At 71.5% G+C, this 22070-nt stretch carries 21 protein-coding genes; 10 read left to right on the top strand and 11 right to left on the bottom strand.

Annotated elements, in window-relative coordinates; genetic code table 11:
- Positions 1–13 precede the first annotated feature (13 nt).
- From H4W80_RS27260 to H4W80_RS27240, 5 genes are all read left to right on the top strand, one after another.
- Positions 14–1840, top strand: coding sequence for a serine/threonine-protein kinase (locus tag H4W80_RS27260; RefSeq protein ID WP_192787688.1), 1827 nt, complete (start codon positions 14–16; stop codon positions 1838–1840).
- A gap of 35 nt (positions 1841–1875) precedes the next feature.
- On the top strand, positions 1876–3081 hold the full coding sequence (locus tag H4W80_RS27255; protein WP_192787687.1) for a serine/threonine-protein kinase: 1206 nt from the start codon (positions 1876–1878) through the stop codon (positions 3079–3081).
- A 195-nt stretch (positions 3082–3276) separates the two neighbouring features.
- Positions 3277–4056: an electron transfer flavoprotein subunit beta/FixA family protein gene (locus tag H4W80_RS27250; RefSeq protein WP_192787686.1), complete on the top strand. Its 780-nt coding sequence runs from the start codon at positions 3277–3279 to the stop codon at positions 4054–4056.
- 19 nt (positions 4057–4075) lie between these two features.
- Complete coding sequence (locus tag H4W80_RS27245; RefSeq protein ID WP_192787685.1) at positions 4076–5029, top strand: electron transfer flavoprotein subunit alpha/FixB family protein; 954 nt, start codon at positions 4076–4078, stop codon at positions 5027–5029.
- Positions 5030–5430: 401 nt separating this feature from the next.
- Positions 5431–6279, top strand: coding sequence for an RpnC/YadD family protein (locus H4W80_RS27240; RefSeq protein ID WP_225963687.1), 849 nt, complete (start codon positions 5431–5433; stop codon positions 6277–6279).
- A 126-nt stretch (positions 6280–6405) separates the two neighbouring features.
- On the opposite strand, the gene H4W80_RS27235 is transcribed toward H4W80_RS27240, so the two are convergent.
- Positions 6406–6660 (bottom strand): antibiotic biosynthesis monooxygenase, encoded by a 255-nt coding sequence (locus tag H4W80_RS27235; protein WP_192787684.1) that lies wholly within the window; start codon positions 6658–6660, stop codon positions 6406–6408.
- A 14-nt stretch (positions 6661–6674) separates the two neighbouring features.
- On the opposite strand from H4W80_RS27235, the gene H4W80_RS27230 reads away from it, so the two are divergent.
- Positions 6675–6989: a hypothetical protein gene (locus tag H4W80_RS27230; RefSeq protein ID WP_225963686.1), complete on the top strand. Its 315-nt coding sequence runs from the start codon at positions 6675–6677 to the stop codon at positions 6987–6989.
- Positions 6990–7115: 126 nt separating this feature from the next.
- On the opposite strand, the gene H4W80_RS27225 is transcribed toward H4W80_RS27230, so the two are convergent.
- The 8 genes from H4W80_RS27225 to H4W80_RS27190 form a co-directional block, all read right to left on the bottom strand.
- Positions 7116–7475 (bottom strand): antibiotic biosynthesis monooxygenase, encoded by a 360-nt coding sequence (locus tag H4W80_RS27225; protein WP_192787683.1) that lies wholly within the window; start codon positions 7473–7475, stop codon positions 7116–7118.
- A 62-nt stretch (positions 7476–7537) separates the two neighbouring features.
- Positions 7538–8359 (bottom strand): helix-turn-helix domain-containing protein, encoded by an 822-nt coding sequence (locus tag H4W80_RS27220; protein WP_192787682.1) that lies wholly within the window; start codon positions 8357–8359, stop codon positions 7538–7540.
- Between the two features lie 34 nt (positions 8360–8393).
- The gene (locus H4W80_RS27215) at positions 8394–9962 is read right to left on the bottom strand and encodes a sensor histidine kinase (RefSeq protein WP_192787681.1); all 1569 of its coding nucleotides are present in this window, start codon (positions 9960–9962) and stop codon (positions 8394–8396) included.
- Entirely contained in the window at positions 9959–10660 is a 702-nt protein-coding gene (locus tag H4W80_RS27210) for a response regulator transcription factor (protein WP_192787680.1), read from the bottom strand. The genes H4W80_RS27215 and H4W80_RS27210 overlap by 4 nt, the downstream gene beginning before the upstream one ends.
- 27 nt (positions 10661–10687) lie before the next feature.
- The gene (locus tag H4W80_RS27205) at positions 10688–11452 is read right to left on the bottom strand and encodes a hypothetical protein (protein WP_192787679.1); all 765 of its coding nucleotides are present in this window, start codon (positions 11450–11452) and stop codon (positions 10688–10690) included.
- The gene (locus tag H4W80_RS27200) at positions 11449–12348 is read right to left on the bottom strand and encodes an ATP-binding cassette domain-containing protein (protein WP_192787678.1); all 900 of its coding nucleotides are present in this window, start codon (positions 12346–12348) and stop codon (positions 11449–11451) included. Before H4W80_RS27200 ends, H4W80_RS27205 begins: the two co-directional genes overlap by 4 nt.
- Positions 12349–12499: 151 nt before the next feature.
- Positions 12500–13696 (bottom strand): MFS transporter, encoded by a 1197-nt coding sequence (locus H4W80_RS27195; protein ID WP_192787677.1) that lies wholly within the window; start codon positions 13694–13696, stop codon positions 12500–12502.
- A 344-nt stretch (positions 13697–14040) separates the two neighbouring features.
- Positions 14041–14553, bottom strand: a complete 513-nt coding sequence (locus H4W80_RS27190) for a TetR/AcrR family transcriptional regulator (protein WP_192787676.1) — start codon at positions 14551–14553, stop codon at positions 14041–14043.
- A 53-nt stretch (positions 14554–14606) separates the two neighbouring features.
- Between H4W80_RS27190 and H4W80_RS27185 the strand changes: the two genes are divergently transcribed.
- Positions 14607–15770 carry a cysteine desulfurase family protein gene (locus tag H4W80_RS27185; RefSeq protein WP_318787077.1) on the top strand — a complete coding sequence of 388 codons (1164 nt, stop codon included), beginning with the start codon at positions 14607–14609 and terminating at the stop codon, positions 15768–15770.
- Positions 15771–15848: 78 nt separating this feature from the next.
- On the opposite strand, the gene H4W80_RS27180 is transcribed toward H4W80_RS27185, so the two are convergent.
- Positions 15849–16892, bottom strand: a complete 1044-nt coding sequence (locus tag H4W80_RS27180; RefSeq protein WP_192787675.1) for a DUF695 domain-containing protein — start codon at positions 16890–16892, stop codon at positions 15849–15851.
- 67 nt (positions 16893–16959) lie between these two features.
- Between H4W80_RS27180 and mnmA the strand changes: the two genes are divergently transcribed.
- Complete coding sequence (mnmA, locus tag H4W80_RS27175) at positions 16960–18018, top strand: tRNA 2-thiouridine(34) synthase MnmA (protein ID WP_192787674.1); 1059 nt, start codon at positions 16960–16962, stop codon at positions 18016–18018.
- On the opposite strand, the gene H4W80_RS27170 is transcribed toward mnmA, so the two are convergent.
- The gene (locus H4W80_RS27170) at positions 18011–18643 is read right to left on the bottom strand and encodes an MBL fold metallo-hydrolase (RefSeq protein WP_192787673.1); all 633 of its coding nucleotides are present in this window, start codon (positions 18641–18643) and stop codon (positions 18011–18013) included. The genes mnmA and H4W80_RS27170 overlap by 8 nt on opposite strands.
- A gap of 24 nt (positions 18644–18667) precedes the next feature.
- On the opposite strand from H4W80_RS27170, the gene H4W80_RS27165 reads away from it, so the two are divergent.
- Together H4W80_RS27165 and ligA are read left to right on the top strand one after the other, a co-directional pair.
- Complete coding sequence (locus H4W80_RS27165; RefSeq protein ID WP_192787672.1) at positions 18668–19660, top strand: methionine synthase; 993 nt, start codon at positions 18668–18670, stop codon at positions 19658–19660.
- A 129-nt stretch (positions 19661–19789) separates the two neighbouring features.
- A complete protein-coding gene (gene ligA / locus H4W80_RS27160; protein WP_192787671.1) occupies positions 19790–21979 on the top strand; it encodes an NAD-dependent DNA ligase LigA in 2190 nt (729 codons plus the stop codon).
- Positions 21980–22070 lie beyond the last annotated feature (91 nt).

Genomic DNA, 22070 nt, shown 5'->3' with positions numbered 1-22070 from the left:
GGGGAAGGTGGCGATGAGCACCCAAGCACCAGAACGCCTGGGCCCGTACCGGCTGGTCAGGAAGATCGGCGAAGGTGGCATGGGGGTCGTCCACCTCGGTCTCGACGGCGAGGGCCGCGAGGTCGCCATCAAGGTGCTCCACCCGCACGTTGCCGCCGACCTCAAGGCGCGCGACCGGCTGACCCGCGAGGTCGAGACCATGCGCCGGGTGCGCAGCCCGCACGTCGCCGAGGTGATCGACGCCGAGCTCGTGGGCGGCCAGCCGTACGTCGTGACCCGCTTCGCCCCCGGGCGCACGCTGGAGGACACCGTCCTGGCCGACGGCCCGCTGGAGGCGCGCGAGGTCATCAGGCTCACCCAGGGCCTCTGCCAGGCGCTGGTGGCCATCCACACGGCCGACGTGATCCACCGCGACTTCAAGCCGTCCAACGTCATGCTGGTCAACGGCGAGCCGCTGGTCATCGACTTCGGCATCGCCCACCTGGTCAACGCGACCAGGCTGACCCAGACGGGCATGTTCGTCGGCACGCCGGGCTATCTGGCGCCCGAGATCATCCGTGACTCCGAGATCACCCAGGCGGCCGACGTGCACGCGCTGGCCTCGACGGTGTTCTTCGCCGCGACGGGGGCGCCGCCGTTCGGCACGGGGACGTTCGAGGCGGTCTGCTTCAACATCATGGAAGGGCGGGCGCAGATCGACAAGGCGCCCGCGTGGCTGCGCGGCTGGCTCGGCAGGGCGCTGCAGGTCGACCCCGCCTCCCGGCCCAGCGCGCACGAGCTGCTGCGGATGGCCAGGGCGCTCGACCCGGCCGTGACCACCTTCAACGAGACGTCCTTCGACGGGCCGACCGGCACCAAGCGCATGGGCAGCGGCACGCGGGTCATGGACTCGTACTCCGACCTGCTGCCGCCGGTCGAGTACGGCAAGACCGCGCCGCCCCCGCAGCGGGAGGATCGGCCACCGACGCGCAGGGAGGAACGGCCGCCACCGCGCAGGGAGGAGCGGCCGTACCAGGAGGAAAGGCCGCCGCCCTACGTGCCCGCGCCGGTCGCGGCCAGGCCGCCGGTGGCCCGCACCGACCAGCGGGTCGCGGGCTACCCGGCGCCGCCGCCCACCTCGCCGTCGCAGGTCAGGCCCTACACCCCGCCGCCTCAGTACACCCCGCCGTCCGAGCGGAAGAGATACCTGTTCGGCAGCCAGGTCGTGGGCCTGCTCCTGCTGGTCACGCTGGTCGCGCTGACCGTCATGATGCCGGTCATGGTGGGCGCGATCGCCGTCGCGCTCGCGCTGGTGCTGAGGCTCGGCGAATACCTCTTCGGCGACCTGGTCAAGCGGCGCCAGATGCGCGGCAGCAGCTCGGCCGACCCGCTGCTGGCGGTCGTCGGCACGCCCTGGGCGCTGGTCAAGTCCGCGCTCGTGACGGCGGTGCACGTGCCGCTGGCGCTGCTGTTCGGGCTGTGCGTCTGGGGCCTGCTCCACTGGGTGGGCGGGATGAGCGTCAACGTGGCCGCCTCGTTCGCGGCGGGCGCCTTCGCGGGCGGCCTGTTCGTGCTGCCGGGCGGCGGCGCGCCGCGCCAGGCCGTCACCCGTACGCTGACCGGCGTGCTGCGCAGCCCCGGTGCGGCGCTGGTCGCGGTCGTGCTGGTGGGCACGGCGGCGCTGTTCGCGGTGATGTTCGCGCTGGGGCAGGACGCGGTGTGGTATCCGTGGCAGGCGCCGGAGTCGGTCATCGACGAGCTGGCGGGCAACGCCAGGCAGAGCACGATCGGGCTGATCACCGGGCTGATCGACAGCCTGCTCAGCGACCTCGGGCTGGGGTTCCTGACTCCCTGGTCCTGAGTGTCCCCATGGGATCTCGGGGGGAGAGATGAGGTATGAGCGAGCACCTCGGCCCGTATGAGCTTCTTTCCAAGCTCGGGGCGGGCGGGTTCGGCGAGGTGCATCTCGCCCTCGACGCCGAGGGCCGGACGGTCGCGGTCAAGGTGCTCCACCCCCACGTCACCGCCGACGGCGGGGCGCTGGCCCGGCTGGCGCGCGAGGTGGAGACCATGCGCCGGGTCGGCGGGCCGCACGTGGCCGAAGTGCTCGACGCCTCGCTCGATGGCGGCCGGCCCTACCTCGTGACCCGCTACGTCCAGGGCCGCCCGCTCAGCGCCGTGCCCGTGCCCGTGGCCGACCTGCGCCGGCTGGCCGCCGGGCTGGCCGACGCGCTGCTCGCCATGCACGAGTCCGGCGTGGTGCACCGCGATCTCAAACCGGCTAACGTGATGATGGCCGAGGGCGAGCCCGTCGTCATCGACTTCGGCATCGCCAGCGCGCTCGACTCGCTGTCGGTCACGGCCTCCGGCGCCGTGGTGGGCACGCCCGGCTACCTGGCCCCCGAGGTGCTGGAGGGCAAGAGCGCGGGCATGGAGGCCGACGTGTTCTCCTTCGGGGCGACGCTGGCGTACGCGGCGACCGGGCGGCAGCCGTACGGGCAGGGGCCCGCCTCCGCGGTGGCGTACCGGGTGGTGCACCATTCGCCCGACCTGGAGGGCGTGCCCGAGTGGCTGGCGCCGCTGTTACGCGAGTGCCTGTCCACCGACCCCGCCGCGCGGCCGACGGCCGCGCAGCTCTGCGCCAGGCTGGGGGTCGAGCCGGTCTCCCACGTACGCCACGTCCCGCCCCGGGCGATGAGCCTCGCCGACGACCTGGAAACGAGGGAGTGGCGGCCGGGCAAGGGAGGGCCGCGCAGGTCGGTGGAGGAGTCCAGGGCCAGGCACCGGGAGAAGGTGCGCAGGCGCTGGCTGATCGGCTCGGGACTGTTCGTGTCGCTGCTGGCCGCCGCCGCGCGTGAGCCGCTGCCCGAGGTGGCGTTGTTCATGCTGGCGGCGTACGCGCTGGCTGTGGTGGCCGACGCGGGCGTGGCGTTGTTCTCGAAGAGCCTGTTCCGGCGCAGCCGCATGATCACGGACCTGGTCAGCGTGGCGGGGGCCGTGGGACTGTGTTTCGGGCTGGCGGCGGTGTTCAGCACGTTCACGCTGGCGCTGTTCGCGGGTACGGCACTCGTGGTGGGGGTCGTGTTCCTGCTCTCGGCCTAGACCGAACAAAGTTCTGTATAGTGGGTAGCTGCGGGTTTGCAGTGAAGCTACTGACGGGTAACATAACTCCCGAAAGCTTGGGCAGACCCTCTGTCAGTGGCCCGGTGGGCACCTGGCAGTCTGGACAGCATTGCATTCGGCGCCGGCCGCAACGAGGCGGTCGCGCACGCGAACACGGGAGGTCGGCCACCGGCCATGAACATCGTCGTCTGCGTGAAGCAGGTCCCCGACACTGCGACCGAGCGCAAGCTGCGGTCCGATGACAAGACGCTCGACCGCGACGCCGTCGACGGCGTGGTCAACGAGCTTGACGAGTACGCGGTCGAGGAGGCGCTGCGGCTCAAGGAGGCCCACGGTGGTGAGGTGACCGTGCTCACCATGGGCCCCGGCAAGGCCACCGAGACCATCCGCAAGGCGCTGGCCATGGGCGCCGACAAGGCCGTCCACCTCAGCGACGACGCGCTGCACGGCTCCGACGCGCTGTCCACCTCGTACGCGATGGCGCAGGTGCTCAAGAAGATCGGGTTCGACCTGGTCATCCTGGGCTCCGAGTCCACTGACGCGCGCACCGGCGTGCTGGCCGCGATGCTGGCCGAGCGCCTCGGCACCCCGCAGCTCACGCTGGCCAACAAGGTCGACGTCGAGGGCTCCTCGATCGCGATCCAGCGCATCACCGACTACGGCTTCGACAAGGTCGAGGCCACGCTGCCGGCCGTCGTCTCCGTGGTCGAGAAGATCAACGAGCCGCGCTACCCGTCGTTCAAGGGCATCATGGCCGCCAAGAAGAAGCCGGTCGAGACGCTGGCCATCGGCGACGCCTCCATCGACGCCGCCCAGGTGGGCCTGGCCGCCGCGTGGTCCTCGGTCGTCGACTTCGCCGCCGCCCCGCCGCGCGTGGCCGGCACGATCGTCAAGGACGAGGGCGACGGTGGCGCGAAGGCCGCCGACTACCTCGCGTCCAAGAAGTTCATCTGAGAACGGGAGTTTTGCTGATATGTCGGAGATTCTCGTTCTCGTCGAGCAGGTCGAAGGCGAGGTCAAGAAGGTCACGCTGGAGCTGCTGACCCTGGCCCGCTCGCTCGGCACCCCCTCCGCCGTCTGGGCGGGCCCCGGCCTCACCGCCGAGGCCAAGGCCAGGCTCGCCGAGTACGGCGCTGACAAGATCTACGTCGCCGCGTCGAGCGACATCGTCGACTACGTGGTCGCGCCCAAGGCCGAGCTGCTCGCCCAGCTCGTCGCCGCCACCTCCCCGGCCGCCGTGCTCGTGGCCGCCACGTCCGAGGGCAAGGAGGTCGCCGGTCGCCTGGCCGTCAAGACCGACTCCGGCGTCATCACCGACGCCGTGGGCCTGGGCGAGGGCTTCGTCGCCGACCAGTCGATCTTCGGCGGCGGCATCAACGTGCAGTCCAAGGTGAGCAAGGGCACGCCGATCGTCGCCGTACGCCCCAACTCCACCGCCCCCGAGGCCGCCCCCGCCGCGGGCGCCGAGGAGGAGGTGTCGGTCACCCTGTCCGACGCCGCCAAGGCGGCCCGCATCGTCGAGCGGGTCAAGCAGGAGAAGGGCGCCCGGCCGGAGCTGACGGAGGCCGCGATCGTGGTCTCGGGCGGGCGCGGCGTCGGCTCCGCCGACAACTTCTCGATCATCGAGGGCCTGGCCGACTCGCTCGGCGCCGCCGTCGGCGCCTCCCGCGCCGCCACGGACGCGGGCTGGTACCCGCACCAGTTCCAGGTGGGACAGACGGGCAAGACGGTCTCGCCGCAGCTGTACATCGCGGCGGGCATCTCGGGCGCCATCCAGCACCGGGCCGGCATGCAGACGGCGAAGACGATCGTCGCGATCAACAAGGACCCGGAGGCCCCGATCTTCGAGCTGGCCGACTACGGCGTGGTGGGCGACCTCCACCAGGTCGTGCCCCAGCTCACCGAGGAAATCAACAAGCGCAAGTAGCCGCAGGGGAGAAGCACGGTCTTCGCTCAATAGCGCTTCGCGCTCGGGAGTTCAGGCTGTGACATTGGGGGGCGCAGCCCCCCAAACCCCCGGCTTTACAGGCGCGGTCCTCGCAGTGGGGGGCGCTTCGCGCCTGAGGGCTCGGGCTGTGACATTGGGGGGGCGCTTCGCGCCTGAGGGCTCAGACTGTGACATTGGGGGGCGCGGCCCCCCAAACCCCCGCTTCAAGCCGCTTCGCCGGCCGATCGCGTTCCCGAGAGGCGTGCGAAGAGGGAGAAGTCGTCGCTACGCGTAGCCAGTCGCGCAGGGAAGGCGGTTTCTCGGTCATTCTCGTAACTTTGGGTGCTGGACATGTGACAATAAGTGTCATGCCGTCCCCCCGACATGACGCCCTCGTTCAGATGTTCAATGAACGTCCCCAACTGGTGGTGGAGGTCTTGCGTGATCTTCTGGGAGTCGAGTTGCCCGCCACCCCGCTGGTCCGGCTGGAGAAGACCACCTTCAACACTCGCCGCTCCGACGACATAGAGTCCGACGTGGTCGTTGTCCTGGGACCGCCGCAGGCCCCCGCACACGCCATCATCGTGGAGGTCCAGCAGGACAAGTCCAAGGACCCTAAGCAATTGGCCCGCTACGCTGCCGCCCTGTGGCTCATGTTGCGCTGTGATGTCACGGTCTTGCTCGTCTGCCCCGATCGCGGTGTTGCCGACCATTACGCGCCGCCCGTCGAGTCCGGATTGACCGGCTACCGCCTGCAGGCGCAGGTGTTGGGGCCGGATGACATTCCGGTCATCACTGATCCTCAGGAGGCTGTGGCTCGCCCGGCGCTGGCGATCATGGCGGTCATGGCCCACGGTCGTGACCGCAAGGTGGTGGAGGCTTTCGCCATGGCGCTGGCAGAGCTGCGCGATGAACACGCTACGAAGTACTATGAATACGCTTACAGCATGTCCGCGCCCGACGTGCGGCGCCTCCTGGAGGAGATCATCATGACGTCCGCCACCTGGCCCGTCTACAGTCCCTTCGCTCGTGAGCACTATGGCCGCGGCCAAGCGGAAGGCAAAGCGGAGGAGGCGGTCAGGATGCTTCTGCTGGTGCTGGGCGCCCGCGGCTTCGACATCTCGGATGACATGCGCACCCGGTTCTCCACCTGCGCTGATCTGGCCCAGTTGGAATCATGGGCCACTCGTGCGGTGACGGCCCAGTCCCTTGAGGACCTGTTCGACGAGACAGGCGGACAGCACTCCTAGGACGGCAAGGGCGCGGAGCTCTGCCGTCTCATTCCGCTCCGCCCTCATCACGCATCCCGCTCTGCCGCCCGGCGGGCTCGACACCCTCGAACGTGCCGCCCTTGCGCTCGTCGAGCCGCGACGCGATCAACGAACAAGGGTGTGAACCAGCACGTCGAAGTGCAGGACGTGCGGGTCCGAGTCCAGTAGCGTCGCGCGGGCCGGCGGGGTGACGCGTTCGCGGGTGTGGTCCGCGCCCGCGAAGGCCTTGATCGTGTCCAGGGAGTCGAACAGCGTGACGGTCGTCAGCTCCGTGGCCTCGGCGCCGTGGCGGGCCAGGAGGTAGGCGCCGCGGAAGCCGGGCAGGCCGCGCAGGTCGTGCATCACCTCTGACTCGAACACCTGCTGATAACAGCATGTCCGCGCCCGACGTGCGGCGCCTCCTGGAGGAGATCATCATGACGTCCGCCACCTGGCCCGTCTACAGTCCCTTCGCTCGTGAGCACTATGGCCGCGGCCAAGCGGAAGGCAAAGCGGAGGGCAAAGCGGAGGAGGCGGTCAGGATGCTTCTGCTGGTGCTGGGCGCCCGCGGCTTCGACATCTCGGATGACATGCGCACCCGGTTCTCCACCTGCGCTGATCTGGCCCAGTTGGAATCATGGGCCACTCGTGCGGTGACGGCCCAGTCCCTTGAGGACCTGTTCGACGAGACAGGCGGACAGCACTCCTAGGACGGCAAGGGCGCGGAGCTCTGCCGTCTCATTCCGCTCCGCCCTCATCACGCATCCCGCTCTGCCGCCCGGCGGGCTCGACACCCTCGAACGTGCCGCCCTTGCGCTCGTCGGGCCGCGACGCGATCAACGAACAAGGGTGTGAACCAGCACGTCGAAGTGCAGGACGTGCGGGTCCGAGTCCAGCAGCGTCGCGCGGGCCGGCGGGGTGACGCGTTCGCGGGTGTGGTCCGCGCCCGTGAACGCCTTGATGGTGTCCAGGGAGTCGAACAGCGTGACGGTAGTCAACTCCATGGCCTCGGCGCCGTGGCGGGCCAGGAGGTAGGCGCCGCGGAAGCCGGGCAGGCCGCGCAGGTCGTGCATCACCTCTGACTCGAACACCTGCTGATATCTGCTGGTCGCCGCGGTGCCTGTGGTCCTGGCGCGCCATACTCGGGCGATCATGATCGGCTCTTTCTCCTTCACCGTACGGGGATCGGACGTCACCGAGTCTCGTCCCCGCAGTACGGCTGCCGCTTGAAGAACCTTGCTCGGATGAGGCCGCATCGTCAGGACGGCGGGACCGCCAGCAGGCGGCGCACGGCCACTGGTGTGAGCCCGCACTCCCCACGGATCGTGCGCGTCAGATGGGCGTGATCGGCGAAGCCCAGGTCGGCGGCGAGAGAGGCCAGATCATCGTGGCCCGCCTCGATGGCCTCGAGCGCGCGCATGGTGCGGATGCGATTGCGGTACGCCGTCAGGGTCACCCCGGTCTCCTGGCGGAAGGCGCGGCTCAGGTGGTAGGGCGACCAGCCGACGCGCCGGGCCAGATCGCGTAGGGAAGCGCTCAGATCGTCGGCGATGAGCGTGCGTACCGACTCCACCAAGGACCGCCGTCGCGCCAGTGTGGCGGCCCGGCCGCGGGTCAGGGCCTGACGCGTGCCGGCCTGCGCCGTGAGCAGGTCGCCCACCAGGCCGATCACCATCTCGGCGAGTTCCGGGGAATCCGCACCCTTCCCAGCCCGTGACGCCAGCAGCCGATGTGCGAGGGCGAGCCTGCCGTTGACCGGCAACGCCACGGCGGACGGTGGCTCGTCACCTGCCAGTTCGCGCATCAGGCCAGGTGAGCAGGTCACGGCCGTGCAGATGTCCTCGATCCCGGGACGGTGGGCGATGCTCAGCTCCTGGCCCGCCCCGCCGAGGTAGGCCAGCGCGGGATCGGCCAGCAGGACCTGATCGTCCACCCGGGCGCGGAAGGCGCCGCTTCGTACCAGCACCACCCGGTACGTTGCCGTCACCTCGGGCGGCGACCACGCCTCGCTCTCGGCCCGGATCCTGACCCGCTCCAGTGAGAACCCGTCTCCGGCCGCGAGGTGCGTCACCGTCCACATTCCACAACGCTACTCGTGGATCGGCCCGAAGGAGTCAGTGCGGGTCGGCGGTCGGGAGGCGTACCTGGAAGGTCGCGCCCTTGCCCGGCGCGGAGCGGACCTCCACCCGCCCCCCGTGGGCCGTGACGATGGAGCGGACGATCGCCAGCCCGAGCCCCGCGCCCCCCGTCGCCCGGGCGCGGGAGGCGTCCGCGCGGTAGAAGCGGTCGAAGACGCGGGCCTCCTCCTCGGGGCTCAGCCCGGGTCCCTCGTCCTCGATGACCAGGACCGACTCCCCGCCGTCCGTCCCGACGCCGATCCGCACCGGAGTGCCGGCGGGTGTGTGGGTGATCGCGTTGCCGACGAGGTTGCTGACCACCTGCCGCAGGCGGGCCTCGTCCCCCAGCACGGGCGCGGACGCCGCCGGGCCGCCGGACGGGCCGGTGAAGGCGATGGGCCTGGACGGGGCGAGCGCGGTGAAGTCGTGGCGGGCGTCGGCGGCCAGTGTACGGAGGTCCATGGGGGTGAGGTCGAGCCCCGGCCCGTCGCTCTCGTCGAGGCCGGCGAGCAGCAGCAGATCCTCCACCAGCCGGGCCAGGCGGCCCGACTCGCTCTCGATGCGGGCCAGCGCGGGCCCCGCCTCGGTGCCGCCCATGCGGTAGAGCTCCGAGAAGCCCTTGATGCCGAACAGCGGGGTGCGCAGCTCGTGGCTGACGTCCGCCACGAACCTGCGCATCCTGGCCTCCGACTCCACCTTCGCCGCGACGCCCTGCTCGATCTGGGCCAGCATCTTGTTGAGCGAGCGGGCCAGCCGGCCCACCTCGGTGGACAGACCGGCCGGCTCGGGCACGCGCCTGGTCAGGTCGCCGTCCGCGATGGCCGCCGCCGTCTCCTCCACCCGGCGCAGCGGAGCCAGCCCGGCCCTGATGGCGACCCCGCCGACGAGCGCGAGCACGCCGAGCAGGACGGCGCCGGTGAGGAGGCAGGCCACCCGGAGTCGGTCGACCGTGGTGTGCAGCTCGGCGAGCGAGACCGCGGCCACCACCGCGGTGTGACCGGCCGGGCCGAGGCTCGTGCCGCCAGAGCCAGGTTCCGTGCCGCCGGGGCCAGGTTCCGTGCCGCCGGGGCCGAGGCTCGTGCCGCCGGAGCCGGGTCCAGTACCGCTGGGGCCGAGGCTCGTGCCGCCAGAGGCGGGGCGCGGGCCGTTCGTGCCGGCGCGGGGCAGCGCCACCGCCCGCCACTCCTCGCCGTCCGTGCCGTTCACCGTGAACGGCTGCCCGGCGCGGGCCGCCACCGCGGCGCTGTCGAGCCGGGGCAGCGCGGGCCCGGCGAGGTCGCCGAGCTCGCGGAGCACGGACCCGTCCGCCGCCAGGTAGGCCACGAACCCCTTCCCCATCAGGTCGAACTGCCCGGCCGGAAGCGGGCTGCGCGACAGCTTGGCGACCAGGTCCGGCGGGATCGCGGACGCCGCCTTGCCCATCGGCTCCAGCTGGGCGTCCACGCGCGCCATGAGCTGGGTCTCGAGCTGACGCAGCACCACCGAGCTGATCACCACCAGGCCGACCACCAGCAGCGCGACCGCGATGGCCAGCAGCCGGGCGGCGAGCGAGAGCCGGCCGATCATCGCTTGGGATTGCGCAGGACGTAGCCGACGCCGTGGACGGTGTGGATCAGCTTGGGCTCGCCGACGTCGAGCTTGCGCCGCAGGTAGCTCACGTACGTGTCCACGATGCTCGTGTCGCCGGCGAAGTCGTAGCGCCACACGTGCTCCAGGATCTGGGACTTGGGCAGCACCCGCCCGGCGTTGAGCACCAGGTGGAGCAGGAGCCGGAACTCGGTGGGCGACAGCCGTACCGGACGTCCCGCCCGGGTGACCTGGTGGCCGTCGGGATCGACCTCGAGGTCCCCGACCACCAGCGTGGAATCGCCGGGGGCCGCGCCCGTGCGGCGGAGAATGGCCCTGATGCGGGCCAGCAGCTCCTCCAGGTCGAACGGCTTGGTCACGTAGTCGTCGCCGCCCAGCCGCAGCCCGTTGATCTTGTCGGCCGTGGCGTCCCGGGCCGTGAGGAACAGCACGGGCACGGGGCCGGGCCGCCCGCCGCCCCTGGGCAGGCTCCGCAGCCGGCGGATCACCTCGAACCCATCGAGATCGGGCAGCATGACATCGAGCAGGACCAGGTCCGGCGGGTCGCGCCGGGCCGACTCCAGCGCCTGCGCGCCGTTGTCCGCCGAGCTCACCGTGAAGCCGGCGAACCGTAGCGTCGCGGAGAGCAGCTCCTTGACGGTGGGCTCGTCGTCGACCACGAGCAGCCGTTCTCCCACGAGAGGCACCTCCCCGGTCCAGCGTAGTCAGGCGTCGCGATTCTTGAGCTGGACGTACGCGGCGACCAGCATGACCGCCACGAACCCGACCAGCAGCCCGAACCCCACCGCCCCCGGCAGCTCGGACTTCCCGGTGACGGCCTGGAGGGCGGCCACGCTCGGCCAGTAGACGCCGATGAGATCGCGCAGGAAGCCCGGCGACGCCCCGGCCATGACGGGGAGCAGGAGGAAGGCGGTGCTGGCGTTCGCGGCGGCGGCCGTGCCGCGCAGCAGGACGCCCAGCGCCAGGCCGAACAGCGCCAGGAGCGTCAGCACGAGCGGCCCGAACAGCAGCAGCCGCAGCGCGACAGGATCGCCGGGCAGGACGGACGGCGCTCCGCCCGCGGACAGCGTCAGCTGGCTCGTCGTGAACATCAGCCACACCGCGGCCACGCTCACCGGCAGCGCGGTCAGCACGGTGATCCCGCACTTGGCCGCCAGCAGCCGGCCGCGACTGCTGACGGCGGCCAGGCTGGCCCGCATCGTGCCGGAGCCGTATTCGGAGGAGGCCACCAGCACGCCCAGCGCCGCCACCAGCAACTGCACGATGAACACGCCGCGCATGCCCAGGTCCAGCGGCTGGAAGTCGAGCCGCTCCTGCGCCGTGGCCGTGGCGTACTCCTTGGCCGCCGTGCTGCTGAACAGCCACCCCAGCAGCCCCGCGACGGCGGCGGTCGCCGCCGACAGCACCATGGTGGACCTGATGCTGCTGAACTTGGTCCACTCCGCTTTCAGCATCCCCGTGTCGATCATCGTGCCATCCCGTACTCGACGCTCTCCCGGGTGAGCTCCATGAACGTCTCCTCCAGTGACGCGCGGCGCGGGGCCAGCTCGAACAGCGGCACGCCCTCGACCGCCGCCAGCCGCCCGACGTCGGGTGCCGTCATGCCGGTGACCAGCAGCTCGTCGGGGCCGCCGGGCTGGACGTGGGCGCCGGACAGCTCCAGGCGTCGGGCGAAGGAGGCGGCGTCGGGCGTGCGTACGAACACCGCCGCCCCGCCCTCGGTGAAGTCGCCGATGTCCCCCTCCGCGATGAGCCGGCCCTTGCCGATCACGACGAGGCGGTCCGCCGTCAGCGCCATCTCGCTCATCAGGTGGCTGGACACCAGCACCGTGCGCCCCTCCGCGGCCAGCCCGCGGACGAGCGTGCGGATCCACAGGACGCCTTCGGGGTCCAGGCCGTTGACCGGCTCGTCGAGCATCAGCACCGGCGGATCCCCGAGCAGCGCCGCGGCGATGCCCAGCCGCTGCCCCATGCCCAGCGAGAACCCGCCCGCTTTCCTGCCCGCCACCGCCGTGAGCCCGACCAGGTCCAGCACCTCGGCGACGCGGAGGTCGGGGATGGCGTTCGTCTGGGCGAGGTAGAGCAGGTGCTTGTACGCGCTGCGCCTCGGGTGCACGGCCTGCGCCTCCAGCATCGAGCCGACCTCGCGCAGCGGGTGGCGGAGCTCGTGGTGGGCACGGCCGTTGATCGTGGCGGTGCCGGAGGTGGGCAGGTCGAGTCCGAGGATCATGCGCATCGTGGTGGTCTTGCCCGCGCCGTTCGGGCCCAGGAAGCCGGTGACGAGTCCCGGGCGCACCGTGAAGGTGAGATCGTCCACGGCGAGCACGTCGCCGTGGCGTTTGGTCAGTCCGTCGAGCTGGATCATGGGTCCAGCGTGCGGGCGGCGGTTGGGGGAGTTCTGAGGAGTCTGTGAGTTGTCTGTGAGCCGGGGCGCTCCCACGTGGGCGTGCGCGGTGCCGCCCGCCGCCGGTCCACAGAGAACTCTTAGGAGAGCGCCGTGATCACGGCGGCGGAGGTCAGGCCGCGACCTCGACGGGTTCGCGGTCCGGGAGCGTGACGGCCGGGGCCATCGCGGCGGGCTCCCTGCGGGGGAGGAGGCGGGAGGCGGCCGCGATCAGCACGCCCAGGACGACGCCGATGCCGAGCGCGGTACGCAGCGTCGTGGCGTCCGAGATGAAGCCGATCACGACGGGCCCGAGCAGCAGGCCGGCGTACCCCATGGCGCCCGCCTGGGCGATCGCCGGTCCTGGGGAGTCGGTCGCGGTGCCCGCCAGCGACAGGGTGAGCGGCGAGATCGTCGCCACGCCGAGCCCGACGAAGAACATCGCGAACACCGCCACCAGCGCCGCCGGCGCCATCAGCACCACCGCGAAGAACCCGGCCGTCGCCACCCCGGAGACGGTCAGCATGCCCCGCACGCCGAACCTGGTCCGCAGCCGGTCACCGGTGAGCCTGGCGATCAGCATGCCCATCTCGAAGACCGGGTAGCCGAGGGCGGCCAGCGCCTCGGGGGCGCCCAGCTCGTCGCGCATGTAGAGGCCGTTCCAGTCGGCGACCGTGCCCTCGACCATGAACGCGAAGAACATGATCGCGCCCAGCAGGTAGACGATCGGCGGCATGCGCCGGCGGGCCGCCGTCGCGGTTCCGGCCGCCGGGGGCTCGGGCAGGTACGTACGGCCGATCAGGACCATGACGGGCAGCGAGACCAGGCCGATCAGCGCGACGTTGGCGGTGAACGGCAGCCCCACGGCGATCGCCAGGCTGCCCAGCGCGCCCGCCGAGATGGCGCCCACGCACCAGCCCGCGTGCATGCCGTTCATCAGCGGCCGTCCGTACGCCTGCTCGACCGTGGAGCCCTGGGCGTTCATGGCCACGTCCACGGTGCCGAACGCCATGCCGAAGAACGCCACGGCCACCATGAGCGAGGGGAGGTTCGGGGCGAACGCCACGGCGACGAGTCCCAGCGCGGTGAGCGGGCCGCCGATCCGCAGCACCGCCCGGCTGCCCGCGCGGGCCATGATCCGGCGCATGGACTGCATCGTCACCAGCGCGCCCAGGCCCCACACGAGGAGGACGGCGCCGACCGTCGCCTCGGACAGGCCGAGCTTGTCGGTCAACGCCGGGATGCGCACCGTCATGGTGCCCACCATCAGTCCGCCCAGCACAAACGTCAGAACCGCCCCGTAACGGGCATTCCTCAGGGAACGGGTCATCGTTTAACACCTCATAAGAATTCGCACTATTTCGCCATATTTAGGTCGCCATGCCGCCCCGACGTGCGCGGCATGGCGGGGTGGGGGAGGGGGGTTCGGCTGGACGGTTGTGACCCCGACGGGTTCCGCCGACCCGCTCGTACTCGGCAACCGAGCACCGTCATGGGCCGAGCACCCGGGTCGGGGGCCGGTCCGGGGGTCGGCTCGATCGTGGCCTCGGCCTCGGGCAGGCCGCGCTCCAGGCGGGCGGCGCTCCGGATCGGAGCGGCTGTCGTCTCAGCGGGCAGCGGGGAAGGCGTCGGCGGACCCGCGTCCCCACGGCGGGGAGGCGGGCGGGTCAGGGCTCAGGAAGGGGGTTTGAGCAGCGCTTTCATCCGGGTCTCGAGCGCCTGGAGATCGTCCTCCGTGTTGAGCTCCGGGTCGTGGCTGGCCACGTCCCAGAGCCCTTCACACGCCAGTCGTACGATCTGCGACGCCCGCGGATCCGGCTCCTCGCCCAACCCCTCGCGATGCCAGCGGGCCATCGCCTCGCGTAGCGGCGCGAGCAGGAAGAGGTTGCCCGAGGCGCCCGTGACCACGGCCCATCGTCGTAGCCGTCCGGAGCGGACGGCGGCCAGCGTGGCGTGCAGGTAGCGCTCGGTGTAGGTCTCCCCGGACTGCGCGGCCATGAGCTGGTCGAAGTCCTCGATCAGGCGCTCCACCATGCCCTTGATCAGGGCTTCTTTGGTGCCATAGTGATAGAGGAGGCCGCCCTTGCTGACCCCTGCCCGGTCCGCCACGGCGGCCAGGGTGAGTGCGGACGAGCCCTGGTCGCAGAGCAGGTCCTCTGCCGCATCCAAAAGCTCGTCTCTTCGCATGCCGCTACTGTACCGTCCGGACGGTACAGTAGCAAACGAGATACGCTGATCGGGTGACCAGACCGTCGGCCTATCTTGATCATGCGGCTACCACGCCCATGCTGCCCGAGGCGATCGAGGCCATGACGGAGCAGCTCACCTGCGTCGGCAACGCCTCCTCGCTGCACGCCGCGGGACGCCGGACGCGCAGGGTGGTCGAGGAGGCGCGCGAGACGATCGCCGACGCGCTCGGCGCCCGGCCCAGCGAGGTTGTGTTCACCTCGGGCGGCACCGAGGCCGACAACCTCGCGATCAAGGGGCTCTACTGGTCGCGCCGTCCGAAGCGGCGCGTGCTGATCAGCTCGGTGGAGCACCACGCCGCGCTCGACCCCGCCCACTGGCTGGCCGACAGCCAGGGCGCCGAGGTCGAGCTGCTCGACGTGGACGCGTACGGCCGGGTCCGCCCCGAGACGCTGCGCGCGGCCATCGAGCGCGACCCCGACGACGTGGCCATGATCAGCGTCATGTGGGCCAACAACGAGGTCGGCACGGTCCAGCCCGTCCACGTGCTGGCGGCCATCGCCCATGACCACGGCATCCCGTTCCACACCGACGCGGTCCAGGCGGTGGGGCAGCTGCCCGTGTCGTTCTCGGCCTCGGGGGTCGACGCGCTCACGCTGACCGGTCACAAGGTCGGCGGCCCGATGGGGGCCGGCGCGCTGCTGCTGGCCAGAGGGCTGACGCCGGTCTCCGTGCAGCACGGCGGAGGCCAGGAGCGCGACGTGCGCTCGGGCACGCTCGACGCGCCCGCCATCGCCGGGCTGGCCGCCGCCGTCAGCACCGCGGTCAAGGAGCAGGAGGCCCTGGCCCGCCGCCTGACGTCGCTGCGCGACGAGCTCATCCAGCGCGTACGCCAGGCCGTCCCCGACGTGGTGCTCAACGGCGACCCCACCGACCGGTTGCCCGGCAACGCCCACTTCTCCTTCCCCGGCTGCGAGGGAGATGCGCTGCTCATGCTGCTCGACGCCAAGGGCGTGGAGTGCTCGACGGGCTCGGCGTGTTCGGCGGGCGTGGCGCAGCCGTCCCACGTGCTGCTGGCCATGGGGGCCGAGGCGGCGGCGGCGCGGGGTTCGCTCAGGTTCACGCTGGGCCACACCTCGACCCGCGACGACGTCGACCGCCTGATCGAGGTGCTTCCCGCCGCCGTCGAACGCGCCCGCCGAGCCGGCCTCAGCTGACGCCAGCTGCCTGACCTGACGCCAAGTGCCTCAGCCGGCGTAAGGTGCTTCAGCGGGCGTCAGGTGCCTCAGCGGGCGTCAGGTCAGGAAGGCCACCACGGCCGACCAGGACGGATCGGCGGCCACGTCCACCCGCGGCTCGCCCTCCTCCCAGCTCACGATCAGCTCCTTCGCGTGGATCGCCGCGTCGCCGGTCGGGTCGGCGTACACGTGGATGATCCGATGCCCCTCGGCGCTCAGGTGCGCCGCCAGCACCGCGTCGTCGCGCAGCTTGAGCAGCCGCGCGGCCAGCCGCTCCTCGAAGTCGCGCAGCGCCGTCAGCGAGTCGCCGACCGGCAGGCCGTTCTCGTCGCGGTGGGTGTAGGGCAGTGTGATCTCGATGTGCTGGTCGAACAGCGGATAGTCCACCGGCCGCAGCGGGTGGCGGGCTGTGGCGACCAGCGGGGCGCCGCTGCCGGTCTGCCCTTCGAGCAGCACCCACTCCTCCTCGGCGTAGCCCGAGGCCAGGTCGGCGACCACGGCGGGCAGGTGGACGGCGGCCACGGAGTCGATCGGCTGGAACGTGGCGGGCGTGATCTCCCCGACCCACCGGGCCACGTCGTCCTCGCCGAGCAGCCAGTCGAGGGCCAGCAGGGTGGCCTCCATCCTGGTGTCCTCGTCGAGCTCGCCGAAGATCGGGTGGTACGCGGACACGTCGACCCGCGGCTGGTCCCTCGGCACCCGCAGCCCCAGCATCAGCTTGTCGAGCGCGAACTCGAAGCCGCCGACGTCGAGCGTCAGCTCCATGGCCTGCGGATTGGCCTGCCGCGACGGGTGGAACTCCCACAGCATGTCGGACGGCGGCGCCGCCTTGACCCAGCGGTGCGCGAGCGAGCGCAGCTCGGCGTCGCCCGCCGCGGTCACGACCAGGGCGTGCGCGGCCTCCTTGCCCGGGGCCACCTCCCAGACCAGGCCCGGGTGGATCGCGGCGACCGCCGGGGCCAGCCGCTCCTCGAGCCCCTCGACCTCGCCGTTCGCGACCAGGGAGTCGAGCCCCGGCCTGGACTCCTGCCACCACGCCCAGAACTCGGCGATCCCGTCGCCGGCCTCTTCGTCTGCGCCCTTGCGCCCGAACAGTCGCATGGCCTGAATACTCGCAGACCCCGGCCATGGTCGCGCACTCCCGCGCGGACAGTACGCTGGAACGGTCATGGGACTGCGTGTGCTTGCCGCCATGTCGGGCGGCGTCGACTCCGCCGTGGCCGCCGCTCGGATCGCCGAGGCCGGTCACGATGTCACTGGCGTGCACCTCGCTCTGTCGGCCAACCCCCAATCCCACCGCACGGGTGCCAGGGGCTGCTGCACGATCGAGGACTCGCGCGACGCGCGACGCGCCGCCGACGTGATCGGCATCCCCTTCTACATCTGGGACATGGCCGAGCGCTTCCAGCGCGACGTGGTGGAGGACTTCGTGTCCGAATACGCCGCGGGCCGCACGCCCAACCCGTGCCTGCGGTGCAACGAGAAGATCAAGTTCTCGGCGGTGCTCGACCGGGCGCTGGCGCTGGGCTTCGACGCGGTCGCCACCGGCCACCACGCCAAGCTGGTCGACGGCGTCCTGTCCAGGAGCCCCGACCAGGGCAAGGACCAGTCGTACGTGCTCGGGGTGCTCACCCGCGAGCAGCTCAGCCACGCGATCTTCCCGCTGGGCGACTCGACCAAGGCCCAGGTGCGCGAGGAGGCCGCCAGGCGCGGCCTGACCGTCGCCGACAAGCCCGACAGTCACGACATCTGCTTCATCGCCGACGGCGACACCCGCGGCTTCCTGGCCGAGCGGCTCGGCGCGGCCGAGGGCCCCATCGTCGACCAGGGCGGCGAGGTCGTCGGCAGTCACCAGGGCGCCCACGGCTTCACGATCGGGCAGCGCAAGGGCCTGCACATCGACCGCCCGGCGGCCGACGGCCGGCCCCGCTACGTGCTGTCGATCGAGCCGGTGTCCAACACGGTCACCGTCGGCCCGCGTTCCGCGCTCGAGGTCACCTCGATCACGTGCGGCAGCCCGGTGTGGAACGGCCCGTCCACGTTCGAGGACCTGACCGTGCAGCTGCGCGCGCACGGAGAGGTGTACGCGTGCCGCTTCGAGGAGGCCGGCGGCGGCCTGCGCGTCGACCTCGACCGCCCGGCCACCGGGGTGGCGGCGGGCCAGGCGGCGGTCCTCTACTCCGGCGACACCGTGATCGGCTCGGCGACGATCGTCTCCGCTAGCTGAGCGTGACCGACTCGCCGACCTTCAGGCGGCGGATGTCGGCGCTCTGGTGCTCCGACTCCATCTTCAGCCAGTTGTCCACCAGGCCGAAGCCGATGTCGTTGTAAAGGCCGTCATGGGTGGAGAACGCCCTCCGGGGGCGGATCTCGCGGAGATATCCGATCATGTCCCCGAGCTTCAGCCACGGCCCGCCGGTCGGCACCAGCAGGGTGGGCACGTCCACCCCCGGGACCGTCAGGGCGTCACCCGGGTAGAACAGCTCGTCGTCGACGAGGAACCCGACATTCTGCACGACGGGCACGTCAGGATGGTTCTTGGCGTGCCACTCGCCGAAGGCCCGCACGTGGAAACCGGCCGCCTCGAACGCGTCGCCGTGCCGTACCACCTGGACCTTCTGCGGAACGTCCGTCAGATCCGCGGCGACGCCCTCGCAGGTGTAGATCTCCAGGCTGGGGGGTGCGGCCTTCAGCTTGTCGACGTCCACGTGGTCGAAGTGCTCATGGGTGAACAGGACCGCGTCGGCGCCGTCGAGCACCGGTCCCTTGCTGAACGTCCCGGGGTCGATGACCAGGACCTTGCCGTTCTTCTCCACGCGTACACAGGCGTGCTCGTGTTTCGTCAGCTCCATTCGACAGAGCCTACGCTTGTGCCCATGTCAACGTGGGAAGCCACCGGAGTCGGTTCACACCCGGGCGAGGACCATCTCGAGGCGATCAAAGTCGTGTTCGGTGAGGTGCCCGGACTGCCCTATCTGCCCGAGCTGCCGGCCAGGGGCGTCGGCGCCGACATGATCGGCAGGACGGCCGGGCTGCTCGTCGATCTGCCCGTCGAGGTGCAGCCCTCCGGGTGGCGGCTGACCGATCGGCCGGGGCGCGACCACCAGCGGGCCGTCGATCATCTGCGGCGGGATCTCGACGGGCTGGAGGAGATCGGCCACGACTACGCCGGGCCGCTCAAGCTGCAGGTCTGCGGCCCGTGGACGCTGGCGGGGTCGATCGAGCTGAAGCACGGCGACAAGATGCTCTCCGACGCGGGGGCCGTACGCGATCTGACCGCCTCGCTGGCCCAGGGGGTCGCCGACCACTGCGCCGACGTGCGGCGGCGGCTGCCCGGGGTGACGGAGATCGTGCTGCAGCTCGACGAGCCGGGCCTGCCCGGCGTGCTGGCGGGTACGGTGCCGACGGCGTCGGGGTTCGGGCGGCTGGCGGCCGTCGAGGAGTGGCGGGTGGAGGAGTCCATGCGCTCCTTCGACGCCCCGATCGTGCACTGCTGCGCGCCGTCCGTGCCTTTCGACGTGCTGCGCAGGGCCGGGGTGCGCGGGGTGTCGGTGGACGCCGCGCTGCTGCGGCGCAGGGACGAGGACTCCGTCGGGGAGGCCGTCGAGGCGGGCCTGCGGTTCCTGCTGGGGGTCGTGCCCGGCCGGGACACCCGGCTGCCGGACGTCGGGGTGATCGCCAAACCGGCGCTGGAGCTTTGGCGGCGGCTCGGGTTCGCGCCCGACCGGCTGGCGGGGCAGGTCGTCCTGACCCCGGCGTGCGGGCTGGCCGGGGCGTCACCCGCGTACGCCCGCGCGGCCCTGGCGGCCTGCCGGAAGGCGGCCCAGGTGCTCAGGGAGGACCCCGAGGCCGGGTCGCAGGGAGGGTGAGCACTGGTTGTCGGTGCTCAGCGGTAGCGTTTGCACAGGTTGACGTACGGGCACGGGCTCGGGTCCGGGCCCGGGTTCGAGTCCCGGTTCGAGTCCCGGTTCGGGTTTGGTTCGGAAGGGGAGCATACGGTGAGTGAGCCAGGCGCCGAGGTCGCGGGTGTGCCCGTGGCCGCGCTCAAGCGGCATGCCGAGCTGAGCGAGCTGGTCGACGAAGCTCGCTGGCGCTACTACGTGCTCGACCAGCCGACGGTCAGCGACTCCCAGTTCGACGAGTGGTTCAGGGAGCTGCTCGCGCTGGAGGAGTCGCATCCGTCGCTCCAGACGCCCGAGTCGCCGACGCAGAAGGTCGGCGCCCCCGTTTCGGGCGACTTCGCCAAGGTGCAGCACCTCAACCGGATGGAGAGCCTCGACAACGCCTTCAACGAGGCCGACATGGCCGCCTGGATGCAGCGGGCCGAGCGGCTGGCCGAGGGCGATCCGGGGCCCTACCTCTGCGAGCTCAAGATCGACGGGCTGGCGATCGCGCTGGTCTACCGCGACGGCAAGCTGGAGCGCGGGGCGACCCGCGGCGACGGGCGCACGGGCGACGACGTGACGGCCAACGTCCGCACGATCAAGGGCGTCCCCCACCGGCTCACCGGCGACGACGTCCCCAGCCTGGTCGAGGTGCGCGGCGAGGTCTACATCCCGGTCGAGGACTTCAAGAAGCTCAACGAGCAGCTCGTCGAGCAGGGCAAGACGCCGTTCGCCAACCCGCGCAACTCCGCGGCCGGCACGCTGCGGCAGAAGGACCCGCGCGTCACGGCCCAGCGGCCGCTGCGGATGCTGGTGCACGGCATCGGCATCTGGGAGGGCTCGGCCGTGCCGAAGGCGCAGTCGGACGTGTACGAGCGGCTGCGGGCGTTCGGGCTGCCGGTCAGCGATCTCTACCAGGTGGTGCCGGGGCTCACCGAGGTCAACGAGTTCATCGAGAATTACCGCGTGCACCGGCACGATCCCCCGTACGAGATCGACGGGGTGGTCGTGAAGGTCGACGACTTCCGCACGCAGCGGGAGCTGGGCTCCACGTCACGGGCGCCGCGGTGGGCGATCGCGTACAAATACCCGCCGGAGGAGGTCAACACCAAGCTGCTCGGCATCGAGGTGGGCGTCGGCCGCACGGGGCGGGTCACGCCGTACGCGGTGATGGAGCCCGTGTCGGTGGCGGGCTCGACCGTCGAGCGGGCCACCCTCCACAACGCCGCCATCGTGGTCAAGAAGGGCGTGCTCATCGGCGACACCGTGGTGCTGCGCAAGGCGGGCGACGTCATCCCCGAGATCGTCGGGCCGGTGACGGCGCTGCGCGACGGGTCGGAGCGCGAGTTCGTCATGCCGACCCACTGCCCGGAGTGCGGCACCGAGCTGGCGTACGAGAAGGAGGGCGACGCCGACCTGCGCTGCCCCAACACCCGCGGCTGCCCCGCCCAGATCCGCGAGCGCATCTTCTTCGCGGGCGGGCGGCGCGCGCTCGACATCGACGGGCTCGGCTACGTCGCGGCCACCGCGCTCACCCAGCCGCTGCCGCCGCAGGAGCCCGTGGTGCGCACCGAGGCCGACCTGTTCGACCTGACGCTGGAGCAGCTGCTGCCCATCAAGTCGATCGTCCGCGACCAGAACACCGGCCTGGCCAAGATCGACCCCAAGACCGGAGAGGAGAAGGTCGTCACCTTCTTCTCCAACATCGACGGCGGGGCCAGCCAGAACGCGCTGCAGCTCATCGAGGAGCTGCAGCAGGCCAAGCAGGCGCCGCTCGCCAACGTGCTGGTCGCCCTGTCGATCCGGCACATCGGCCCGCCGACCGCCCGCGCGCTGGCCGACGAGATGCGCTCGATCGACCGCATCATGAACGCCTCGGAGGAGGAGCTGGCCGCCGTCGAGGGCATCGGGCCCCGGGTGGCGGCCACGATCCGCGAGTGGTTCTCGGTCGACTGGCACCGGGAGATCATCGACCGGTGGCGGGCCGCGGGGGTGCGGATGGAGGACGAGCCCGCGCCGGACAAGGGCCCGCAGACGCTCGAGGGGCTGACGTTCGTGGTGACGGGGACGCTGGAGGGCTACACCCGCGACTCGGCGGCCGACGCGATCACCTCCCGGGGCGGGAAGGTGTCGGGGTCGGTGTCGAAGAAGACGTCGTTCCTGGTGGTGGGGGAGAACGCGGGGTCGAAGTACGACAAGGCGGTGAGCCTCGGGGTGCCGATCCTGGACGGGGCCGGGTTCGAGGTCCTCCTGAAGGACGGCCCGGAGGCGGCCGCGGCGGCCGCGGTGCCCACGGAGGCTTAGCACCTTCTCGCGGCCGGGCGCCGGAATGGGCGGCGCCCGGCCGCTGCGCGGGATACGGCGCCGGGTGGTTGGCGTGCTCGGGCGGGTCGGT

This window comes from Nonomuraea angiospora (assembly GCF_014873145.1).
GTDB classification, from domain to species: Bacteria; Actinomycetota; Actinomycetes; order Streptosporangiales; family Streptosporangiaceae; genus Nonomuraea; species Nonomuraea angiospora.
Note: the sequence above shows the minus strand (reverse complement) of the source record. Positions and strands in the feature narration are given on the sequence as shown.

Excerpts from the sequence above, each read along its gene's own strand:
- H4W80_RS27240 (WP_225963687.1), top strand. The coding sequence starts at position 5,431 with ATGTTCAATGAACGTCCCCAACTGGTGGTGGAGGTCTTGCGTGATCTT.
- H4W80_RS27260 (WP_192787688.1), top strand. The coding sequence starts at position 14 with ATGAGCACCCAAGCACCAGAACGCCTGGGCCCGTACCGGCTGGTCAGG.
- H4W80_RS27180 (WP_192787675.1), bottom strand. The coding sequence starts at position 16,892 with ATGCGACTGTTCGGGCGCAAGGGCGCAGACGAAGAGGCCGGCGACGGG.
- H4W80_RS27215 (WP_192787681.1), bottom strand. The coding sequence starts at position 9,962 with ATGATCGGCCGGCTCTCGCTCGCCGCCCGGCTGCTGGCCATCGCGGTC.
- H4W80_RS27195 (WP_192787677.1), bottom strand. The coding sequence starts at position 13,696 with ATGACCCGTTCCCTGAGGAATGCCCGTTACGGGGCGGTTCTGACGTTT.
- H4W80_RS27230 (WP_225963686.1), top strand. The coding sequence starts at position 6,675 with ATGTCCGCGCCCGACGTGCGGCGCCTCCTGGAGGAGATCATCATGACG.
- H4W80_RS27165 (WP_192787672.1), top strand. The coding sequence starts at position 18,668 with ATGTCAACGTGGGAAGCCACCGGAGTCGGTTCACACCCGGGCGAGGAC.
- H4W80_RS27220 (WP_192787682.1), bottom strand. The coding sequence starts at position 8,359 with ATGTGGACGGTGACGCACCTCGCGGCCGGAGACGGGTTCTCACTGGAG.
- H4W80_RS27205 (WP_192787679.1), bottom strand. The coding sequence starts at position 11,452 with ATGATCGACACGGGGATGCTGAAAGCGGAGTGGACCAAGTTCAGCAGC.
- H4W80_RS27245 (WP_192787685.1), top strand. The coding sequence starts at position 4,076 with ATGTCGGAGATTCTCGTTCTCGTCGAGCAGGTCGAAGGCGAGGTCAAG.
- H4W80_RS27255 (WP_192787687.1), top strand. The coding sequence starts at position 1,876 with ATGAGCGAGCACCTCGGCCCGTATGAGCTTCTTTCCAAGCTCGGGGCG.
- H4W80_RS27200 (WP_192787678.1), bottom strand. The coding sequence starts at position 12,348 with ATGATCCAGCTCGACGGACTGACCAAACGCCACGGCGACGTGCTCGCC.
- H4W80_RS27170 (WP_192787673.1), bottom strand. The coding sequence starts at position 18,643 with ATGGAGCTGACGAAACACGAGCACGCCTGTGTACGCGTGGAGAAGAAC.
- H4W80_RS27190 (WP_192787676.1), bottom strand. The coding sequence starts at position 14,553 with ATGCGAAGAGACGAGCTTTTGGATGCGGCAGAGGACCTGCTCTGCGAC.
- H4W80_RS27250 (WP_192787686.1), top strand. The coding sequence starts at position 3,277 with ATGAACATCGTCGTCTGCGTGAAGCAGGTCCCCGACACTGCGACCGAG.
- mnmA (WP_192787674.1), top strand. The coding sequence starts at position 16,960 with ATGGGACTGCGTGTGCTTGCCGCCATGTCGGGCGGCGTCGACTCCGCC.